20 protein-coding genes are annotated in these 20,382 nt (G+C 62.5%); 12 read left to right on the top strand and 8 right to left on the bottom strand.

Annotated elements, in window-relative coordinates; all coding sequences use genetic code 11:
• Positions 1-66: 66 nt before the first annotated feature.
• The 5 genes from infB (at position 67) to E5720_RS01870 (ending at position 6,246) form a co-directional block, all read left to right on the top strand.
• Entirely contained in the window at positions 67-2,982 is a 2,916-nt protein-coding gene (gene infB, locus E5720_RS01890) for a translation initiation factor IF-2 (RefSeq protein WP_136169251.1), read from the top strand.
• Positions 2,983-3,107: 125 nt separating this feature from the next.
• Complete coding sequence (locus E5720_RS01885) at positions 3,108-3,398, top strand: DUF503 domain-containing protein (RefSeq protein WP_136172366.1); 291 nt, start codon at positions 3,108-3,110, stop codon at positions 3,396-3,398.
• A 29-nt stretch (positions 3,399-3,427) separates the two neighbouring features.
• Positions 3,428-3,895: a 30S ribosome-binding factor RbfA gene (gene rbfA / locus E5720_RS01880; protein WP_136169250.1), complete on the top strand. Its 468-nt coding sequence runs from the start codon at positions 3,428-3,430 to the stop codon at positions 3,893-3,895.
• 32 nt (positions 3,896-3,927) lie between these two features.
• Positions 3,928-4,896, top strand: a complete 969-nt coding sequence (locus tag E5720_RS01875) for a bifunctional oligoribonuclease/PAP phosphatase NrnA (protein ID WP_210729937.1) — start codon at positions 3,928-3,930, stop codon at positions 4,894-4,896.
• 6 nt (positions 4,897-4,902) lie between these two features.
• Positions 4,903-6,246 carry an MATE family efflux transporter gene (locus E5720_RS01870; RefSeq protein WP_247596133.1) on the top strand — a complete coding sequence of 448 codons (1,344 nt, stop codon included), beginning with the start codon at positions 4,903-4,905 and terminating at the stop codon, positions 6,244-6,246.
• Here E5720_RS01870 and E5720_RS01865 read toward each other — a convergent pair.
• Genes E5720_RS01865 through E5720_RS01850 form a run of 4 tightly spaced genes read right to left on the bottom strand, consistent with a single transcriptional unit; the run spans position 6,228 to position 8,783 of the window.
• The gene (locus tag E5720_RS01865; RefSeq protein WP_136169248.1) at positions 6,228-7,295 is read right to left on the bottom strand and encodes an ATP-binding cassette domain-containing protein; all 1,068 of its coding nucleotides are present in this window, start codon (positions 7,293-7,295) and stop codon (positions 6,228-6,230) included. The two genes, E5720_RS01870 and E5720_RS01865, sit on opposite strands and share 19 nt — an antisense overlap.
• Complete coding sequence (locus E5720_RS01860; protein ID WP_247596132.1) at positions 7,292-8,119, bottom strand: ABC transporter permease; 828 nt, start codon at positions 8,117-8,119, stop codon at positions 7,292-7,294. Before E5720_RS01860 ends, E5720_RS01865 begins: the two co-directional genes overlap by 4 nt.
• Positions 8,120-8,133: 14 nt before the next feature.
• On the bottom strand, positions 8,134-8,544 hold the full coding sequence (locus E5720_RS01855; RefSeq protein ID WP_136169246.1) for a TOBE domain-containing protein: 411 nt from the start codon (positions 8,542-8,544) through the stop codon (positions 8,134-8,136).
• Positions 8,545-8,588: 44 nt separating this feature from the next.
• Complete coding sequence (locus tag E5720_RS01850) at positions 8,589-8,783, bottom strand: hypothetical protein (RefSeq protein WP_084348647.1); 195 nt, start codon at positions 8,781-8,783, stop codon at positions 8,589-8,591.
• Between the two features lie 130 nt (positions 8,784-8,913).
• Between E5720_RS01850 and E5720_RS01845 the strand changes: the two genes are divergently transcribed.
• The 3 genes from E5720_RS01845 to truB are packed head-to-tail and all read left to right on the top strand — an operon-like array spanning position 8,914 to position 11,471.
• Positions 8,914-9,837 carry a metallophosphoesterase gene (locus tag E5720_RS01845; protein WP_136169245.1) on the top strand — a complete coding sequence of 308 codons (924 nt, stop codon included), beginning with the start codon at positions 8,914-8,916 and terminating at the stop codon, positions 9,835-9,837.
• Positions 9,834-10,502, top strand: a complete 669-nt coding sequence (npt, locus tag E5720_RS01840; protein ID WP_136169244.1) for a 4'-phosphopantetheinyl transferase Npt — start codon at positions 9,834-9,836, stop codon at positions 10,500-10,502. Before E5720_RS01845 ends, npt begins: the two co-directional genes overlap by 4 nt.
• A gap of 42 nt (positions 10,503-10,544) precedes the next feature.
• Positions 10,545-11,471, top strand: coding sequence for a tRNA pseudouridine(55) synthase TruB (truB, locus tag E5720_RS01835; protein WP_136169243.1), 927 nt, complete (start codon positions 10,545-10,547; stop codon positions 11,469-11,471).
• Here the strand turns inward: truB and E5720_RS01830 are convergent.
• The 4 genes from E5720_RS01830 to E5720_RS01815 form a co-directional block, all read right to left on the bottom strand.
• On the bottom strand, positions 11,468-12,145 hold the full coding sequence (locus E5720_RS01830) for a metal-dependent transcriptional regulator (RefSeq protein ID WP_210730004.1): 678 nt from the start codon (positions 12,143-12,145) through the stop codon (positions 11,468-11,470). The two genes, truB and E5720_RS01830, sit on opposite strands and share 4 nt — an antisense overlap.
• Before the next feature lie 148 nt (positions 12,146-12,293).
• Positions 12,294-13,172: a metal ABC transporter permease gene (locus tag E5720_RS01825; RefSeq protein ID WP_136169242.1), complete on the bottom strand. Its 879-nt coding sequence runs from the start codon at positions 13,170-13,172 to the stop codon at positions 12,294-12,296.
• A 2-nt stretch (positions 13,173-13,174) separates the two neighbouring features.
• Positions 13,175-13,939 carry a metal ABC transporter ATP-binding protein gene (locus tag E5720_RS01820; protein ID WP_136169241.1) on the bottom strand — a complete coding sequence of 255 codons (765 nt, stop codon included), beginning with the start codon at positions 13,937-13,939 and terminating at the stop codon, positions 13,175-13,177.
• Positions 13,936-14,862, bottom strand: coding sequence for a metal ABC transporter substrate-binding protein (locus tag E5720_RS01815; protein ID WP_136169240.1), 927 nt, complete (start codon positions 14,860-14,862; stop codon positions 13,936-13,938). The genes E5720_RS01820 and E5720_RS01815 overlap by 4 nt, the downstream gene beginning before the upstream one ends.
• 142 nt (positions 14,863-15,004) lie before the next feature.
• Here E5720_RS01815 and E5720_RS01810 point away from each other — a divergent pair, with 142 nt between their 5' ends.
• From E5720_RS01810 to E5720_RS01795, 4 genes are all read left to right on the top strand, one after another.
• Positions 15,005-15,976, top strand: a complete 972-nt coding sequence (locus E5720_RS01810; RefSeq protein WP_136169239.1) for a bifunctional riboflavin kinase/FAD synthetase — start codon at positions 15,005-15,007, stop codon at positions 15,974-15,976.
• Between the two features lie 115 nt (positions 15,977-16,091).
• A complete protein-coding gene (gene rpsO / locus E5720_RS01805; protein WP_084348655.1) occupies positions 16,092-16,361 on the top strand; it encodes a 30S ribosomal protein S15 in 270 nt (89 codons plus the stop codon).
• A gap of 354 nt (positions 16,362-16,715) precedes the next feature.
• The gene (locus E5720_RS01800) at positions 16,716-18,968 is read left to right on the top strand and encodes a polyribonucleotide nucleotidyltransferase (RefSeq protein ID WP_136169238.1); all 2,253 of its coding nucleotides are present in this window, start codon (positions 16,716-16,718) and stop codon (positions 18,966-18,968) included.
• Positions 18,969-19,062: 94 nt separating this feature from the next.
• A complete protein-coding gene (locus E5720_RS01795; protein ID WP_136172363.1) occupies positions 19,063-20,322 on the top strand; it encodes a pitrilysin family protein in 1,260 nt (419 codons plus the stop codon).
• The last annotated feature ends 60 nt before the right edge of the window (positions 20,323-20,382 follow it).

Genomic DNA, 20,382 nt, shown 5'->3' with positions numbered 1-20,382 from the left:
TCCATCGGAGATAACCCGAGGTCGTGCGGGCACCATTCCTCGCTCGGCCTCTCAGTGAGGAGAGCAGTGCCAGGTAAGGCCCGCGTACACGAGTTGGCTAAAGAACTCGGTGTAACCAGTAAAGAACTACTCGCACGGCTCAAAGAGCAAGGCGAGTTCGTCAAATCCGCATCGTCCACGGTAGAAGCGCCAGTTGCGCGTCGTGTCCGTGAATCGTTCCCGGCCGGCAAGCCGGATTCCGCTCCGGTCACCGGTGCTTCCAATGGCGCACAGGCCAGTGGCGGCGAACAGGCCAGCGCACCGAAGCCGGCTTCGGCTGCCAAGCCCGGTGGACCTCGTCCGGGACCGAAGCCGACCCCGCGCCCGACTCCTGCTGCTCCCGTAGCACAGGAACCGGTAGCTCCAGTCGCAGCCGAGGCTCCCGTTGCGCCGGTATCGACTCCGGTGCCTGCACCGGCAGCTCCGGCACCATCCGTTCCGGCGCCCGCTGCTCCGGTAGAACAAGCTCCCGCAGCATCGGCCGACGTAACTCCAGAGGCCACAGCGGCGCCTGCCCCGGCAGGTCCCAAGCCAGGCGCACCCGGCCCCAAGCCGGGCCCCAAGGCTCCGCGTGTCGGTAACAACCCGTATTCGTCTGCCCCCGCCGAGCGTCCTGCCCCGCGCCCCGCGCCGGGTGCACCACGCCCGGCTGGTAGCAGTCGACCCGCTCCGGGTCAGGGTGGACCTCGTCCGGCAGCAGCGGGCGGTGCACGTCCGGCCGCTGGTCAGGGCGCACCTCGCCCGGCAGGACCCGGCGGACCTCGTCCGAGCCCGGGTTCGATGCCTCCTCGTCCCAACCCCGGCGCGATGCCTACCCGTTCGGCACGTCCGAGCCCAGCGGCAGGTCGCCCCGGCGGCGGCCGTCCCGGCGGTGCTCCAGGTGGTCGTCCCGGTGGCGCAGGCGCCGGCGGTTACCGCGGTGGCGGCGCACCGGGTGCTCCCGGTGGTGCTCCCGCAGGTGGTGCTCCCGCAGGTGGCTTCCGCGGTCGTCCCGGCGGCGGTGGCCGTCCAGGTCAGCGCGGTGCAGCTGCAGGTGCTTTCGGTCGACCCGGCGGAGCAGTTCGTCGTGGCCGCAAGTCGAAGCGGGCAAAACGCGCCGAGTACGAGAGCATGCAGGCACCCGCTGTCGGTGGCGTCAGGTTGCCACGCGGCAACGGTGAGACCATCCGTCTCGCCCGCGGCGCGTCGCTGTCCGATTTCGCGGACAAGATCGATGCGAATCCAGCAGCACTCGTACAGGCTTTGTTCAACCTCGGCGAGATGGTCACTGCCACTCAGTCCGTGAACGACGAGACCCTAGAACTGCTCGGCGGCGAGATGAACTACGTCGTTCAGGTCGTCAGCCCCGAGGACGAAGATCGCGAACTGCTCAACGCGTTCGACCTCACCTACGGCGAGGACGCCGGCGGTGAAGAGGACTTGGAGCAGCGGCCCCCCGTCGTCACGGTCATGGGTCACGTCGACCACGGCAAGACGCGACTGCTGGACTCGATCCGAAACACCACGGTCCGCGAAGGCGAGTCCGGTGGCATCACCCAGCACATCGGTGCTTACCAGGTGCTTACCGAACTCGAAGGCAACGAGCGTTTGGTCACCTTCATCGATACACCGGGTCACGAGGCCTTCACGGCCATGCGTGCTCGTGGTGCCAAGGCAACCGACCTCGCGATCCTGGTTGTTGCAGCCGACGACGGTGTCATGCCGCAGACGGTCGAAGCGATCAACCACGCGCAAGCTGCAGATGTCCCGATCGTGGTGGCGATCAACAAGATCGACAAGGAAGGCGCAAACCCGGACAAGATCCGGCAGCAGCTGACCGAGTACGGACTTGTGGCCGAGGAATACGGCGGCGACACGATGTTCGTGGAGATCTCGGCGAAGCAGGGCACCAACATCGACGCACTTCTCGAAGCTGTGTTGCTGACAGCAGATGCCTCACTGGATCTGCGTGCCAACCCGGATATGGACGCTCAGGGTGTCGCCATCGAGGCGCACCTCGACCGTGGTCGTGGACCGGTTGCCACCGTGCTCATCGCCCGCGGAACGTTGCGTGTCGGTGACTCGATCGTTGCCGGTGACGCCTACGGTCGTGTCCGTCGAATGGTCGACGAGCACGGCGAAGATGTCATCGAAGCACTGCCGTCCCGTCCGGTACAGGTCATCGGCTTCACGTCGGTGCCCGGTGCAGGCGACAACCTGTTGGTCGTCGACGAGGATCGCATTGCCCGTCAGATCGCCGATCGACGCAACGCTCGCAAGCGCAATGCGCTCGCCGCGAAGTCTCGTAAGCGCATCAGCCTGGACGATCTCGATGCAGCGTTGAGGGAGACTTCACAGCTGAACTTGATCCTCAAGGGTGACAACTCGGGAACCGTCGAGGCCCTCGAAGAGGCACTGGTCGGTATCCAGATCGACGACGAGGTCGAACTGCGCGTCATCGACCGCGGCGTCGGCGGCGTGACGGAGACCAATGTCAACCTGGCGTCGGCATCGAATGCGATCATCATCGGATTCAACGTTCGAGCGGAGGGCAAGGCCACCGAGCTGGCCAACCGTGAAGGCGTCGACATCCGGTACTACTCGGTGATCTACCAGGCCATCGACGAGATCGAAAGCGCGCTCAAGGGCATGCTCAAGCCGGTCTACGAAGAGGTTGCGCTCGGCCAGGCCGAGATTCGTGCAATGTTCCGTTCTTCGAAGGTCGGAAGTATTGCCGGTTGTCTCGTCACCTCGGGTACCATCCGTCGCAATGCGAAAGCACGACTGCTGCGTGACAACAAGGTGGTTGCCGAGACCGTCACCATTTCCTCGCTCCGGCGGGAAAAGGAGGACGTGGTCGAGGTGCGAGAGGGCTACGAATGCGGTCTTACGGTGACGTACTCGGACATCAAGGTAGGCGATGTCGTCGAGGCATACGAGCTCCGTGAAAAGGCTCGCGACTAGTCGATTCGCAGCAGTAGTGCTGTAGTGGAGCATCGGGGAGTAACACTGCACGAGATCGAGGGGCCGGCGGCGGTATGTCAGTACCGCCGCCGGCTCTTCGCTCGGACCTGAGTAAGGATGGCCGCGTGTATCTGGGGGCGCTCGAGTTGGACGTGTTGTTGGGCGACGTTCGTTCGCTCGCTGAGAAGCGTTCGAAGGTCGATCCTGTTCTCACGGAGTTACACAGCTTCGGGGTTTCGGCTGAGGAGACGGGCGAGCTCGGGCGTTTTCGGCGGTCGTTGTTCGGAATTGCAGCTGCCGGTTCGGATATCGACGGATTGCACGACAAGCTCGACGAATGCGAACGGCATATCGCGGAGCGGCAAGATCTGGAATTGTTGGCGGTCAGAAGAAGAATTTTCGGTCCCGAGGACTGACTCGGAACCATATGAGGAGCGTGATTGACATGGTGGATCCAGCGAGAGCCCGCAAGCTCGCCAAGCGAATTGCCGCCATCGTCGCCACGGCGATCGATCATGAGATCAAAGATCCCCGTCTGGCGTTCGTGACCGTCACCGACTGCAAGGTGACAGCGGATCTGCACGACGCAACCGTGTATTACACGGTGATGGGCGAAGACCTGGATACGGCCCCGGATCTGCAGGCTGCATCTGCGGGGTTGGAGAAGGCCAAAGGTGTACTTCGGTCGAAAGTCGGTGCAGGGACCGGTGTTCGCTTCACGCCGTCGTTGACGTTCGTGACCGATACCGTTCCGGACACTGCGCGGCATATGGAAGGACTTCTCGAGCGCGCACGCCTTGCCGACAGCGAGGTCGCCAGAGCGGCAGCATCGGCCAAGCCTGCGGGTGACGCAGATCCGTACAAGGCGCCGCGGGAGACGGTCGACGGTTCCGAGTCGACCGACGTGGACTGATAGAGGTGACGACGACCCCAAGGGCCCGGCCTGTGGCAGAGACGCAGGACGATTTCGCTCATGCGATAGAACTGTTGGAGGCTGCCCGATCCGTCACCGTGCTGTGTCACATCCATCCGGATGCCGACACCATCGGTAGCGGTCTCGCACTGGGGTTGGTTCTTTCGCGTCGTGGAGTGGACGTGCAGGTGTCGTTTGCGACGCCTGCCGAGCTGCCGGGGTCGATGGACGCACTACCGGGCCGCGAGCTCTTGGTACCGGCCGGTGACGTGCGAGTCGACGTCGATCTCGTGGTCACAGTCGATGCCGGGAGCAAGGGTCGGCTCGGAGCACTGTCCGACCGAGTCGATGCTGCACATTCCACGCTCGTCATCGATCATCATCGGTCCAATACTCGGTTCGGCACCTGGAACGTGGTCGATGAGAACGCAGTTTCGACCACCGCGGTGATCGCTCGGCTGTTCGACGCATGGAATGTCGACATCGATCGAGATCTGGCCGAATGCCTGTTTGCCGGTCTTGTCACCGACACCGGATCGTTTCGTTGGGTGCAGCCCGGCTCTCATACTCTTGCCGAACGTCTACTTGCGACCGGTATCGACGGGGCTGCGCTGACGCGGAAGTTGCTCGATACGCATCCGTTCGCGTGGTTGCCGATGTTGGGATCGGTTCTCGGAGCGGCAGAGCTGGTCCCGGACGCGGCGGGCGGACTCGGGCTCGTCTATACCGCGATTTTGCGCGAAGACTCCGCAGGCCTTCGCTCGGAAGAGATCGAGAGCGTCATCGACATCGTCCGCACCGCGACCGAAGCCGAAGTGGCGGCGGTACTCAAACAGCAGAGTGGTGACGACTGGACCGTGTCGTTGCGCGCGAGGACACAGGTCGACGTTTCCCTTGTGGCAACGTCTCTCGGTGGCGGCGGCCATCGTAAAGCTTCGGGGTACACAGCTACTGGTTCCAAGTCCGACGTCGTCGCGTCCCTCATCGCCGCACTCGGTTGATCGATCTTGGTCGAATCCACTGCTTCGGCGGAGGCGTCCCCGCGCAGAATTCTCGGTTTGGCCCTCCCTGCACTCGGTGTCCTCGCGGCTGAGCCGCTTTACTTGCTTTTCGACGCGGCAGTGGTGGGCAGGCTGGGTGCGCTTCCGCTTGCTGGACTGGCCGTCGGCGGTCTGGTTCTGACTCAGGTCAGCACACAGCTGACGTTTCTCTCGTACGGCACAACGGCGCGTGCCGCTCGAATGCACGGTGCCGGGCGCGAGAGGGACGCGGTCGGTGAGGGCGTCCAGGCGACGTGGCTCGCCGTTGCGCTGGGTGTGGCGATCGTGGCCGTGATGCAGGTGCTGGCGGCTCCGATTCTCTTTGTCATCGGCGGCGGCGGTGAGATCGCCGAGGAAGCTACCGCGTGGTTCCGGATCGCTGTATTCGGTGTACCTTTCATCCTGATTTCGATGGCGGGCAATGGGTGGATGAGGGGTGTTCAGAACACCAGGAGGCCGCTTCGTTTCGTAGTTTTCGGGCTGTTGGTCTCGGGCGTGCTGTGCCCGTTGTTGGTACACGGTCTGCTCGGGTTTCCGCGACTGGAACTTCTCGGGTCGGCGGTAGCGAACCTGGTGGGCCAGTCGATCGCAGGGTGTCTGTTCATCGGCGCGATTTCGCGTGCCGGGGTTCCGCTTCGGCCCAGGTGGTCGGTGATGCGAGTGCAGTTGATTCTCGGTCGCGATCTCGTCCTGCGTAGCCTGGCGTTCCAAGCGTGCTTCTTGTCGGCTGCTGCAGTGGCCGCCCGGTTCGGAGCCGCCGCTGTCGCTGCCAATCAGGTTGTCCTGCTGTTGTGGAATCTCGTGTCGTTGACTCTTGATTCTTTGGCCATCGCGGCTCAAACACTTGTCGGCGCTGCTTTGGGCAAAGGCGACGTCCGTGGCGCCACCAAGCTGGGTTGGCGATTGACCGCGTGGTCCACCATGTTCGCGATCGTCCTGGCAGCGATGTTCGCGGCCGGCGTGCCGGTGATTCCCGAGCTGTTCACCACAGATCCAGCCGTGGTGGATCAGATGCACTCGATCTGGTGGATATTCGTGGCTATCATTCCGATCGCCGGAATCGTGTTCGCCCTCGACGGAGTTCTGTTGGGTAGCGGAGACGCAGCCTTCCTCCGGACCGCCACACTGGTATGTGCCCTACTGGGTTTTCTGCCCTTCATCTGGTTGTCGCTGGGGCTGGACTGGGGATTGACCGGAATCTGGGTCGGTCTAGGCGTATTCGTGTCGCTGCGGGCGATCGCGGTGGTACTGCGGACACTCTCGGGTCGGTGGGCGCTCGCGGGCGCCGACATTCAACGCGACGCCGGATGAATAGCAACTTCCTGGCTCTTGACGACGAAATAGACCTCCATGCCCGGAGACAGATCCAATTCCGAGACCGCCGCCGCCGTCACGTCCGCGACGAGACTTTGGCCGCCGTATGTACCCCGAACACGAACCGTTGCGCCGTAGACGTCCATTGCGACGATCGTGACGGGTAGTACGTTGCGTGGGCTGGCATACGGTTGTGTGAGGTGTACTGCCACTGCCGCCGGGCTGAAGACAGCCACTGCCTCGGCACCCGACGGCGTCGTACTGTGTCCATGAACCGTCAGGCCGTGCGCGGTACTCAACGAACCTGAAGAATCTGCAGCGCCGAGAACCAAATTCACACCGGCGATCCGAGCGGCGAATTCACTGCGTGGCGCGGTGAGAATGTCTGTGGTCGGTCCGCGCTCGACGATTCGGCCGGACTGCACGACCACAATCGTGTCGGCCAATGCGAGCGCATCGAGGAGGTCGTGAGTGACGATGAGTGCGGTGCGTCGTTGCTCACGCAGGACGGTTCGAAGCAATCGGCGCAGCACCGGTGCGGTGGCTACGTCCAATGCGGCCATCGGCTCGTCGAGGAGGAGAACTCGCGGCTGTGCTGCGAGTGCGCGCGCGAGAGCGATGCGTTGTGCTTGCCCACCAGAGAGCTGCGACGGCCGTCGGTCCGCAAGATCGAGTGCATCGACTGCGTCGAGCCAGGTGCGTGCAATCTCTCTTCCTTTGCGACGACCGACCCCCCGACTGCGGGGGGCGAACGCAACGTTGGCTTCGGCGTCGAGATGAGGAAACAGGAGGGCGTTCTGTGACAGCGTGGCCACGCCGCGGGCATACGCTGGAACGAAGGTGCGTTCGGCGGTGTCGGTCACTACGTCGTCACCGATGGTGATCCGTCCGGAGTCGGGTCGGAGTAGACCTGCCACGAGCGAGAGCAACGAGGACTTTCCGGCCCCGTTCGGTCCGAGAATCGCGACGACCTCGCCGTTCTCGACATCGAGAGTGAAGTCCAGGTCTCGTTCGGCGACTTCGGCGACGAGGCTGATTCGGCTCACAGGGCCCCGGCCAACCGGCGCCCACGTGCGGCGACGACGATTACTGCCGCCACTACGATCAGCAGGAGCGACAGCGCCACGGCGGCGTCGGGATCGGTTTCACGCTGCAGGTAGATCTCCAATGGCAGGGTTCGCGTGACTCCCTCGAGTGAGCCCGCGAACGTCAATGTCGCACCGAATTCGCCGAGGGCGCGGGCGAATGCAAGAACGGCACCCGACACCAGGCCCGGCAGTACCAGCGGGAGCGTCACCCGGCGCAATACCGTCGTCGGACGAGCCCCCAAGGTGGCGGCGACGGTCTCGTATCCGCGTCCCGTGCTGCGCAACGCTCCTTCGAGGCTGACGACCAGAAAGGGGAGCGAGACGAAGGTCTGGGCCAACACCACCGCCGTCGTGGAGAATGCGATTCCGATGCCCCACGCCTCCAGTCGCTCGCCGAGGAGGCCGAGCCGACCGAAGGTGTACAGCAATGCAATTCCGCCGACGACGGGTGGAAGGACGAGTGGGAGCAGCACCAACGCTCTGAGAATGGACTGACCGGGAAACTCCGATCGGGCCAACACCAGTGCCATCGGTATACCTATAGCGATGCACACCGCGGTGCTCGTTGCTGCCGTCCGGAGGCTGAGGAGTAATGCCGTTCGTGATGACTCCGAGGAGACGAGGGCGATGAAGTTCGGCCAATCGATCTTCAACAGAATGGCCAGCAACGGGGTGACGACGAACAACGCACCCAACGCTGCGGGGACGAAGATCCAACTGGGTAGACCGACTCGGACCTCGTTGCCGCCGCGTACTCCTCTTCCGGAGCGTGTCGGTTTCACCTCGACAGTCGAGCTCATTGTTCTTCGAGTCCTGCTTCGACGATGACCGTTGTCGCCTTGACCACGGCCACCGCAACCCTGCCCGGCTCGAGACCCAGCGTGCGTACCGATTCGGTGCTCATGAGCGAGACGATGGTGAACGGTCCGCACTGCATCTCGACCTCGCTCATCACGGTATCGGACGTCACTGCGGTCACCAGACCGACCAATCGATTGCGTGCCGAACTTCCCGAGCCCGTCGGATCCGGGGGAGGAGTTGCCTGCTCGCGGGCGAATACAGCCAGGGCGGCACCGTCGACTACTTTTCGACCAGCGTTGTCCTTGTACGCGACGAGTGTTCCATTGTCGATCCATCTACGCACGGTGTCGTCACTGACGCCGAGAAGTGCGGCCGCGTCTTTGATTCGAATCCGTGAATGCGGCATGAACAGAACTCTAGAGCAGCAGGTGCGTAAAGGATCGAGGCGAGCTATCGACGTCGACGGGTATTGACGAAGCGAGCGAGGAACGTTGCCGCAAGTAATGCGATCGCGCACACGATTGCGGTGATCACAAAGCCGGAGACGAAGTTGTCCGAGGCGATCCCCGCTAGAACGGAGGCCATGACAGTGAGGACCAGCCCTGCTGTGAGACCGGATTTCTCGGATGCGGAAAAGTTGTTCATAGGTCGACAGTGTCTCATCCGGCACCCTGTCCGGTAACGCTCGGGAATCCGAAGGGAAGATGGGGTGTTGGTTGTCTACCGAATCGACAACCAGTTCAGAAGATCATTTCATCGGGAAGGAACACGGCCTGTGACGGCAAAGCTCTGGGCAGTGAGTGACATCCACATCGGTCACCGAGGAAATCGCCCGGTCACCGAGGATATTCACCCCGAATCACCGGAAGATTGGTTGATCGTCGCGGGAGACGTCTCGGAGAAAACCGACGACATCAAGTGGGCACTCGAGTTGCTCAGAAGTCGATTCGCCAAGGTCATCTGGGTACCCGGCAACCACGAACTGTGGACGACGGTCAAAGATCCAGTGCAGATTCACGGTGCTGCGCGGTACGAGTACCTGGTCAATCTGTGCCGTGAGATCGACGTCGTCACGCCCGAGGACCCCTATCTTCTGTGGGAGGGCGAAGGCGGACCGGCGAGATTGGTGCCGATGTTCTTGCTGTACGACTACTCGTTTCTCCCTCGTGGGGCCGTGGACAAGGAACACGGGCTTGCGATCGCGCGAGAGAAGAATGTCGTCGCCACCGACGAGTTCTTGCTTTCGTGTGTGCCGTACGCCAGCCGAGACGCATGGTGTCGAGCCCGCATCGAGAGCACCAGGACCAGACTCGATGCGCTCGATCCGTCGATCCCTACGGTGCTGATCAACCATTTTCCGCTGGTGCGACAGCCCACAGAGGTGCTTTTCTACCCGGAGTTCGCGTTGTGGTGCGGTTCTACTCTGACTGCCGACTGGCATACGCGCTATAACGCCCTGTGCGCGGTGTACGGGCACCTTCACATCCCTCGTACGACGTATTACGACGGGGTGCGATTCGAGGAAGTCTCGGTCGGATATCCACGCGAATGGCAGCGGCGCGGGCTGCCCGACAACGTGCTCAGACAGATACTTCCCGTGCCGGAGTACCCCGAGGGCACCTTGAACAAGTGGGGCGGGCACTTCAAGGTGACACCCGAGATGGAAGCCGAAGTCGAGAAGATGAGGTCTCAGCAGTGATCGAGTCGATCCTTCCAAATGGCGTCGTCGCCGCCGAATTGTTCGCTGACCCGCCAGGGCTGGAACCGCATCCGCTCGAAGCTCATCTGGTCGCCAAGGCAGTGGACAAGCGCAAGCGGGAGTTCAGCTCTGCGCGCCATTGCGCCCGGCTGGCGATGGGCAAGCTGGGTGTCGATCCAGCGCCGATCATGCGAGGAAGTTCGGGCGCCCCGCAATGGCCGAGGGGAGTGGTCGGGAGCCTGACACATTGTGACGGATATCGCGGTGCAGTCGTGGCGTATTCGATGCAGGTTCGCTCCGTCGGAATCGACGCCGAACCACACGATGCACTACCCGACGGAGTTCTCGGTGCCGTTAGCCTCGAGGCCGAACGAACATGGCTACGCACCGCGTCCGGTGATACGGACGTGCACTGGGATCGTTTGCTGTTCTGCGCCAAAGAAGCGACGTACAAGGCGTGGGAACCCTTGACCGGTCGATGGTTGGGTTTCGAGGATGCGCACATCACGTTCGAGCGCACCGGTTCCGGCGGCGACGTCTCCGGAACCTTCCACTCGCGTCTCCTCGTGTCCGGTGAAACCATCGACGGCCCGCCGCTGACATCGTTCGACGGAAGATGGCTCGTCTCCGACGGTCTGATCGTTACCGCGATCGCAGTGACGTAGCGATCCACCCGCCGCAGAAGCCGCCTGGCACAATGAACTCTCGTGTCTTCACGCGGAAAGCTGTCCTCCGGTCTCGTCGGTGCCGGGTTGTTGATCGTGGACAAGGGGCCAGGGGTCACCAGCCATGACGTCGTCGCCTCCTGTCGCAAACTTCTGCACACTCGGAAGGTGGGGCACGCGGGCACGCTCGACCCGATGGCCACTGGTGTGCTCGTCCTCGGGATCGAACGCGCCACGAAGATGCTGGGGCTTCTCGCGTTGACAACCAAGGCCTACACGGCAACGATCCGACTCGGGCGCAGTACCACCACCGACGATGCCGAGGGTGAGACCATCGCGGATGCGTCGGCGCACTCGGTGAGCGATTCGGCGCTTCGAGAGCAGATCGCTCTTCTGTCCGGGGACATCGAGCAGATTCCGGCGAGCGTCAGTGCGATCAAGGTAGACGGGCAACGCGCCCACAAGCTGATACGTGCAGGTGAGGAGTTCACCCTGCCGGCTCGAAAGGTCAGCGTGACGAAATTCGACTTACTTGCCCGACGAGATGTCTCCGATACCGGTTTCGTCGATCTCGACGTCGACGTCGAATGCTCTTCGGGAACCTACATTCGCGCGCTCGCTCGCGACCTCGGTGCCGCTCTCGGTGTCGGCGGCCACCTGACCGTGCTGCGGCGCACGCGAGTGGGACCGTTCACTCTGGAGCATGCCCGCACGCTCGAGGAGCTCGCGGAGGACCCTGGAGTCAGCCTCGACATCGATGAGGCCGCGCGCACAGCTTTTCCGCACCGGCAGCTCGACGCCGAAGAAGCGGAATCGGTCAGCCAGGGCAGATGGTTGGATCCGGTGGGGATCGATGGCGTGTATGCAGCGATCGACCCATCGGGGCACACCATCGCCCTGCTGCAAGAAAAAGGTAAGCGCGCAAGCTCGGTGCTGGTCGTTCGCCCGGCAACCTTGCGCGGTCACTAGCGGGTCGGGACCATCCAGATCGCTTCGGCTGCGCGTTGACCGAGATCGATGACGCCCTTGTCGGCACCGTGATGGTCCAATTCGATTTCCACCGTTCCTGCATAGTCGCGTCGTTCGCGGACGGCGATCGGCAGATCGAGCGTGATGCCCACCGAGTCGAAGTAGCGCAACATCGCCGGATCGGCATCTGAAATCCGGGCGACCAGCCCGCGTTGGCCGTCGGCGTAGTCGCTCAGTCGGGTGGCTTCGGGTGACGCTATTTCGCCGTCCACCGACGGAATCGGGTCGCCGTGTGGATCACGTTCGGGGAAGCCGAGTTTCGCGTCTATTCGCGACATCATCAGGTCCGAGACCGCATGTTCGAGTATTTCTGCCTCGTCGTGTACTTCGTCCCAGCCGTAGCCGAGTTCTTGCACGAGATAGGTTTCGATCAGTCGGTGACGTCGAACCATCGCAATCGCCGCGGTGCGTCCCCTAGGGGTGAGAGAGATAGCCCCGTAACGAGCGTGGTCGACCATGCCTTGATCGGCCAGCTTGCGGATCGCCTCGGACACCGTCGAGGCGGAGACGCCGATGCGTTCGGACAGCATCTTGGTACTGACGGCGTCTTCGGTCCACTCGCCGGCGGTCCAGATCACTTTGAGATAGTCCTGCGCGACAGCCGACAGCTGCAATTCCTCCGCGAGGTTGTCTGCTGCAGACTTGTTACCCGCAGTGTTCTTACTACCTGCAGTGTTTTTGTTACCTGCAGTGTTCTTGTTACCTGCAGTGTTTTTGCCGCCGGTGTTCGGGCTGACCGTTTGCTCCACCACGCGACAAAGCTTAGCTTCCCGCCGGTTGAGTCGCCGCCACGTCGTCGGAGCGTCGGAAATAGCGGGTGATCAACCCCTGCGACGGGCTGAACAGATAGGCGAGGATGAACACGAATCCCTGCGACAACACGACCGTGCCGCCCGAGGACACATCGAGATAGAAGCTCACATAGATGCCGACTATCGCGCAGCCGACGGCGATGCTCGGGGCGAGAACGAGCATCCGCCGGAAACGATTGGTCAACAGATAGGCCGTTGCCCCTGGCGTGATCAGCATCGCGACGACGAGAATGACGCCGACCGCTTGGAGTGCGACCACCGTCGTCAACGCGAGCAACGTCAGCATCGTCGCCGAGATGACCGTGGGCGAGATACCTACCGCACGCGCTTGCGTCCGATCGAAGGCGAACAGCGTGAAGTCGCGACGCTTGAGGACCATCACCAGCAGCGCGAGACCGCCGAGGATGAACACTTGCAGCATGTCCGATTGCGATACTCCGAGGAGATTGCCGAAGAGGATGTGGTTCAGGTCGATCTGGCTCGGGAACTTCGAGATCAGCACGACTCCGAGCGCGAACAATGTCGTGAAGACGACGCCGATGGCCGCGTCCTCCTTGACCAGAGTGGTGTTGCGGACGAGCCCGATAGCGCCGACGGCGACGAGCGCGAACAACAGTGCCCCGATCGCGAAGGGGGCGCCGAGCAGATACGAGAGCGCGACGCCGGGCAGTACCGCGTGCGAGACCGCGTCGCCCATCAACGACCAGCCGATGAGCACCAACCAGCAACTGAGTACGGCACAGACGATGGACGCGGTGACCGTCACGAGCATGGCGCGTTGCATGAATGTGTACTGCAAAGGTTCGACGAAGAAGTCGACGAGGTCCATGGTCAGCTCACTTCCGACGTGCGGGAGGTCGTGCGTGAAAGTGGATCGACACCGAAGGCCAATGCGAGGTTCTCCGGTTTCAATACCTCCTCCGGTTTTCCGTGCATCAACACTCGTTGCTGCAGCAGGACCGCCTCGTCGCACAGGTCCGGCAGCGCGTGGAGATCGTGCGTTGACACGAGTACCGAAGCGCCTGCCGCGGTGAGCTCACGCAGCAATCTGGTGATCGTGGCTTCGGTTCGCTTGTCGACCCCGGCGAAAGGCTCGTCGAGGAGCAGTAGCGAGGCTTCCTGAGCGATGGCTCTGGCAACGAATGCCCGCTTGCGCTGGCCACCCGACAGCTGTCCGATCTGGCGGTCGGCGAGCTCGGTCAGGTCGACTCGATCGATTGCGTTCTCCACCGCCGAGCGATCGCGTCTGCGTGGGCTTCGCATCCAGTTCTGTTTACCGTAGCGGCCCATCATGACGACGTCGCGGACGCTGATCGGGAAGGACCAGTCCACTGTCTCGCTCTGCGGCACGTAGCTGACCGTGCCCGCCTTGCGTGCATCGGCAGGGGCTCCGCCGAAGATGGAGATGGTGCCGGCGTCCGGTCGAACTACACCCATGATGGCTTTGAACAGTGTCGACTTTCCCGACCCGTTCATCCCCACGAGGCCGCAGACGCGACCGGCCTCGAGCGTCAACGAGGCGTCGACCAGTGCAGTGATGTCTCGATATCGGACGCCGACCCCGGTGACTGTCAGTGCGGCAGGCTTCGCGTTCATCGTCGTGTCCCCAATAACGCATCGGTGATGGTGCGGGCGTCGTAGGTCAGTAGGTCCAGATATGTGGGAACGGGTCCGCCCTCCTCGCTCAGCGAATCGACGAAGAGGGTGCCGCCGAAGCGCGCACCGGTGTCCTCGGCGACCTGTCGCTGAGCTTTGTCGGACACCGTCGATTCGCAGAACACCGCCGGTACGTCGTTGTCTCGAACGAAGTCGATGGTGGAGACGACCTGCTTCGGGGTGCCCTCCTGTTCGGCGTTGACCGGCCATAGATATGCCTCTTGGAGGTCGAAGTCGCGTGCGAGGTAGCTGAATGCACCCTCGCATGAGACCACTGCGCGTTCGTTGGGGGGCAGTGTGTCGAGGTCGGCGCGGAGTCGGTCGCCGACCTCTCGAAGCTGAGCCTTGTAGGACTCGGCGTTCGCGCGATAGTCCTCGGCGTGCAGTGGATCGAGATCTTCGAATGCGGACGCGATGTTGTCGACGTAGACCTCGGCGACCTTCGGTGACATCCACGCGTGTGGATTGGATTTCCCCGCATACGCATCGGCACGGATATAGACAGGTTCCACGCCGTCGCTCACCACTGCATGTGGGGCGGAAACGCGCTCGACGAACTTCTCGAACCATGATTCGAGTCCCAGCCCGTTATCGAGGATCAGTTCGGCTTGTTCGGCGGTACGAAGATCGCCGGGCGTCGGTTCGTAACCGTGAATTTCTGCGCCCACCTTGGTGATCGACTCGACGAGGAGATGCTCACCTGCCACGTTGCGTGCCATGTCGGCGAGAACGGTGAATGTCGTGAGGACCAACGGTCTGGGGTCCTCGGTGATGGCTGTGTTCTCGCCGGCGACAGTTCTAGCGCATCCTGCGAGCACGCCGACCGACAAGACAGCGGCTGTGACAAGGCTCAATGCGGACATCGTCGAAAATCTTTCCTGTCGAAGAATTAAGTTCGGCACACCGAAACATTGACAGAACGCGGAGATGTTTGTCTAGACCTGAGTCGAGCGACACACCGATCCGAAAGTGACCCCGAACTCGGGGGGCCGTAGGCTTCCCCTCGTGCAGAGATGGCGAGGTCTCGACGATGTACCTGCCGACTGGGGCCGTTGTGTTCTCACGATCGGTGTTTTCGACGGCGTGCACAGGGGGCACGCGCAACTGATCAGCCGCGCGGTGAAGTCTGCGAGGGAACGCGGGATCCCCAGTGTGCTCATGACATTCGATCCGCACCCCATGGAAGTGGTCCGGCCAGGAACACATCCGGCGCAACTGACGACGCTGACCCGGCGGGCCGAGCTTGCCGAGGAACTCGGCGTCGACGTGTTTTTCGTCATGCCGTTCACGCCCGAGCTGATGAAGCTCACCCCGGAGCGCTACGTCCACGAGATTCTGGTCGAGCGACTACACGTCGCCGAGGTGGTCGTGGGGGACAACTTCACGTTCGGTAAGAAGGCGTTGGGCAATGTGGATCTGCTTCGTGCAGTCGGCGAGCGATTCGGATTCGCGGTCGACGGCGTCAGCCTTCTCGCGGAGCATGCGGTCACGTTCTCGTCCACCTACATTCGCTCGTGCGTCGATGCCGGCGACGTCGCTGCGGCTGCGCTGGCACTCGGTCGTTCGCATCGGGTGGAAGGCGTCGTCGTGCACGGCGACGGCAGAGGTCGCCAGCTGGGCTACCCGACCGCGAACGTGGCGCCCCCCATGCATTCGGCGATTCCCGCCGACGGCGTGTACGCAGCCTGGTTCACCGTCCTCGGTCCTGGCGCGATGATCGGGACCGTGACGCCGGGCAAACGACAACCGGCAGCAGTGTCCGTCGGGACCAACCCCACGTTCTCGGGGCGAACGCGCACCGTGGAAGCATTCGTTCTCGACAGCAACGCGGACCTGTACGGCCAACATGTGGCAGTGGATTTCGTCGAAAGACTCCGAGGGATGGAGAAGTTCGATTCGGTCGACGACTTGATCGCGGAAATGGGACGAGACTCCGATCGAGCCCGCTCGATTCTGTCGCAACTACAGTCCTGGTAGTCTTCTATGTTGGTGCATGCTGCGGTCCGTGGTGGCTGCACCCGATTCGGTATCTCGCATGCGAGATCACTCGAATTCCCTTTCACGCGGACGTCAGTGATCAGGAGTAGTACCAGTGGCATTGACCACCGAACAGAAGAAGACCGTTCTCGGCGAGTACGGCTTGCACCCGACCGATACGGGTTCACCCGAGGCTCAGGTCGCGATGCTCACCAAGCGCATCGTCGATCTCACCGAGCACCTGAAGATGCACAAGCATGACCACCACTCCCGCCGCGGCCTGTTGCTGCTGGTCGGACGTCGTCGTCGCCTGCTCAAGTACATCGCCAAGGTGGACGTCACCCGTTACCGCTCGCTGATCGAGCGTTTGGGTCTGCGTCGCTAGTTCGACGTCGACGTGCCCGCTCGAGTGCGCGGTCACCGCAATAGTGCAGAAGCCAACGAGGCAGTGCTTAGACTGTCCTCGTTGGCTATCTGTGTATGACCCGAAGTTGTACGACCCGAAGTGCAGATAGACCAGCAACACTGCGAGTGCATGGGTATTCGCATACCGCCGTGTGTGACTGAGACGACGTGGCGTCGGTCTTCGGTAGTGGCTTGTCGGGCAAGTGTCCGGCCGGCTTCGATCGATGGCCGCCTCCGCTCGCACCGCTGTCGGAGTCGAAGGAACACGAGGTTCCCTAGGAACCGACAGAAGGTTCAGTAGGCACGGCAAAGACGAGAGGACGAGAAGAAAAGAATGACTGAAACCACAACGTTGGATGCCGAAGAAGGCATCTTCGAAGCTACCGCCATCATCGACAACGGAACGTTCGGCAAGCGAACGATTCGATTCGAGACCGGTCGGCTCGCGCAGCAGGCAGCAGGCGCTGTCGCGGCGTACCTCGACGAAGACACGATGTTGCTGTCGGCCACCACGGCAGGCAAGCACCCCCGCGAAGGATTCGACTTCTTCCCACTGACGGTCGATGTCGAAGAGCGCATGTACGCAGCAGGACGCATCCCCGGATCGTTCTTCCGCCGCGAAGGTCGCCCTTCGACGGACGCGATCCTGACCTGCCGCCTCATCGACCGTCCGCTGCGTCCGACGTTCGTCGACGGACTCCGCAACGAGATCCAGGTCGTCATCACGGTCCTGAGCCTCAATCCCGCGGACCTCTACGACGTTGTCGCGATCAACGCTGCGTCTGCGTCCACACAGATCGCCGGCCTGCCGTTCTCCGGCCCGATCGGTGGCGTCCGCGTCGCTCTGATCGGCAAGCAGTGGGTTGCATTCCCCACCAACGAGCAGCTCGAGAAGGCCGTGTTCAACATGGTCGTCGCCGGCCGTATCGTCTCGGGCTCGGGTGCTGACGCCGATGTCGCGATCATGATGGTCGAGGCAGAAGCCACCGAGAACGTGATCGAGCTCATCGAAGGTGGCGCCACCGCCCCCAACGAGGCAGTCGTTGCCGAGGGCATCGAAGCATCCAAGCCGTTCATCGCTGCTCTGTGCACCGCACAGCAGGAGCTGGCAGCCAATGCTTCCAAGCCGACCGGCGACTACCCGGTGTTCCCGCCGTACCAATCGGACGTCTTCGAGGCCGTCGAGTCCGCTGCGAAGATTCCGCTGAACGAGGCATTGACCATCGCCGGCAAGGCCGAGCGTGAGGCCAAGCTCGACGAAATCAAGGCTCAGATCCTCGCGCAGGTTTCCGACAAGTTCGAAGGCCGCGAGAAGGAAATCGGCGCAGCGTTCCGCGCTCTCACCAAAAAGTCTGTCCGCCAGCGGATCCTGACCGATCACTTCCGTATCGACGGCCGCGGTGTCACCGACATCCGTTCGTTGTCGGCAGAGGTTGCGATCGTTCCGCGTACACACGGCAGCGCACTGTTCGAGCGCGGCGAGACCCAGATCCTGGGCATCACAACGCTCGACATGGTCAAGATGGCGCAGCAGATCGACTCCCTCGGGCCCGAGACCAGCAAGCGTTACATGCATCATTACAACTTCCCGCCGTACTCGACCGGTGAGACGGGACGCGTCGGTTCGCCGAAGCGTCGCGAAATCGGACACGGAGCGCTCGCCGAGCGTGCAATCCTGCCGGTGCTCCCTAGCCAGGCGGAGTTCCCCTACGCAATCCGTCAGGTATCCGAGGCACTGAGCTCCAACGGATCGACGTCGATGGGCTCGGTATGTGCCGCGACTCTGTCGCTGCTCAACGCCGGTGTCCCATTGCGTGCACCGGTTGCCGGTATCGCCATGGGTCTCGTCTCCGACGAGGTCGACGGAGAGACCCGCTACGTTGCGCTCACCGACATCCTCGGTGCCGAAGATGCTTTCGGCGACATGGACTTCAAGGTCGCCGGAACCAAGGACTTCGTCACGGCGCTTCAGCTCGATACGAAGCTCGACGGGATTCCGTCGAAGGTCCTCGCCGGCGCACTGTCGCAGGCCAAGGATGCTCGTACGACGATCCTCGAGGTCATGGCGGAAGCCATCGACACCCCTGACGAGATGAGCCCCTTCGCGCCTCGTGTCACGGCGATCAAGGTTCCCGTCGACAAGATCGGCGAGGTCATCGGGCCCAAGGGCAAGATGATCAACTCGATCACCGAGCAGACCGGTGCCAACATCTCCATCGAAGATGACGGCACTGTCTACGTCGGTGCAGCGGACGGCCCGTCCGCGCAGGCTGCGATCGATATGATCAACGCCATCGCCAATCCGCAGCTGCCGAAGGTCGGCGAGCGTTTCCTCGGAACTGTTGTCAAGACAACAGCTTTCGGTGCATTCGTCTCGTTGCTCCCGGGTCGCGACGGCCTGGTGCACATCTCCAAGCTGGGTAGCGGCAAGCGGATCAACAAGGTCGAAGATGTCGTCAGCGTCGGCTCGAAGCTTCGCGTCGAGATCGCCGACATCGACAACCGCGGCAAGATCAGCCTCGTGCCGGTCGAGGACGACAACGCCGCTGTGGCAGTCGACGTCCCGACGGAGTCACCCGCTGAGTAAGAAGACTCAGGACCGAACGGTACGTCCCCTCGGGACGTACCGTTCGGCCGTTTCGGATCACACCGAGCAGTCGCAGGGCGTTCGGCGCACAACGCTGCCCGGTGGTCTTCGCGTCGTCACCGAATTCGTTCCCGGCGTGCGTTCGGCGTCCGTCGGTGTCTGGGTCGGTGTCGGTTCGCGCGACGAACAGCCCAGCGTTGCCGGTGCAGCCCACTTTCTCGAACACCTGTTGTTCAAGTCGACGCCCACACGATCAGCACTGGAGATCGCTCAAGTGATGGATGGCGTGGGTGGCGAACTCAACGCGTTCACTTCGAAGGAAAGTACGTGCTTCTATGCGCACGTGCTCGACGAGGACCTCGGCATGGCCATCGACTTGGTCAGCGACGTGGTCCTGCGGGGGCGTTGTCGCACAGCCGATGTCGATGTCGAGCGTCAAGTGGTGCTCGAGGAGATATCGATGCGCGACGACGATCCCGAAGACCTGCTGGGTGATCTGTTCCTCGAGGCAATGTTCGGCGATCATCCCGTCGGGCGACCGGTGATCGGAACCGTGGAGTCGATCGAGGCGATGACTCGATCTCAGCTGCGGTCGTTCCATACACGTCGTTACACACCTGAGCGCATGGTCGTTGCGGTGGCGGGAAATGTCGATCATCGCCGGACCGTGGCTATGGCCAAGCGCGCATTCGCCGGGCACCTCGAGTCGGGAGTCACCTCGGTGCCCCGGCGTGAAGGCGGAATGCGCTTGCGCACTCGGCCCGAACTGAGGTTCATCGCTCGCGACAGTGAGCAAGCGCACCTGTCTCTCGGAGTTCGTGCATTCGGTCGACACGAGGGTCATCGGTGGGCACTGTCGGTCCTGAATACCGCTGTGGGCGGCGGTTTGTCCTCGCGACTGTTTCAGGAGATTCGTGAGGAACGAGGGTTGGCGTATTCAGTGTACTCCTCGGTCGATACCTTTGCGGACTCGGGCGCGTTCTCGGTATACGCGGGATGCCAACCGGAGAATCTTGCGGAAGTGACGACGGTTGTGCGTGAAGTGCTCGCAAGCGTTGCCTCCGACGGAATCAGTGACGACGAGTGCGCCAGGGCGAAAGGCTCTCTGCGCGGCGGTTTGGTTCTCGGACTGGAAGATTCTGGATCGCGAATGAACCGTATCGGACGTAGCGAACTCAACTACGGTAACCATCACGACATCACCGACACACTCGCACGGATCGATCAGGTCACCAACGACGAGGTACGCGAGGTTGCCCGGGTGCTCCTGTCCCGGCCGTTCGGGGCGGCTGTCGTCGGACCGTACAAGAGCGTTCGTCAACTACCGGCCTCGGTCAAGTCACTCGTACGTTGAGGTGTAGTCGCCGCCGAGAGACGATGTCACAGCAAAAAACGGCGGTGACTGCATCAATTT

The sequence above is a fragment of the Rhodococcus sp. PAMC28707 genome (assembly GCF_004795915.1).
In the GTDB taxonomy this organism is placed as follows: Bacteria; Actinomycetota; Actinomycetes; order Mycobacteriales; family Mycobacteriaceae; genus Rhodococcoides.
Note: the sequence above shows the minus strand (reverse complement) of the source record. Positions and strands in the feature narration are given on the sequence as shown.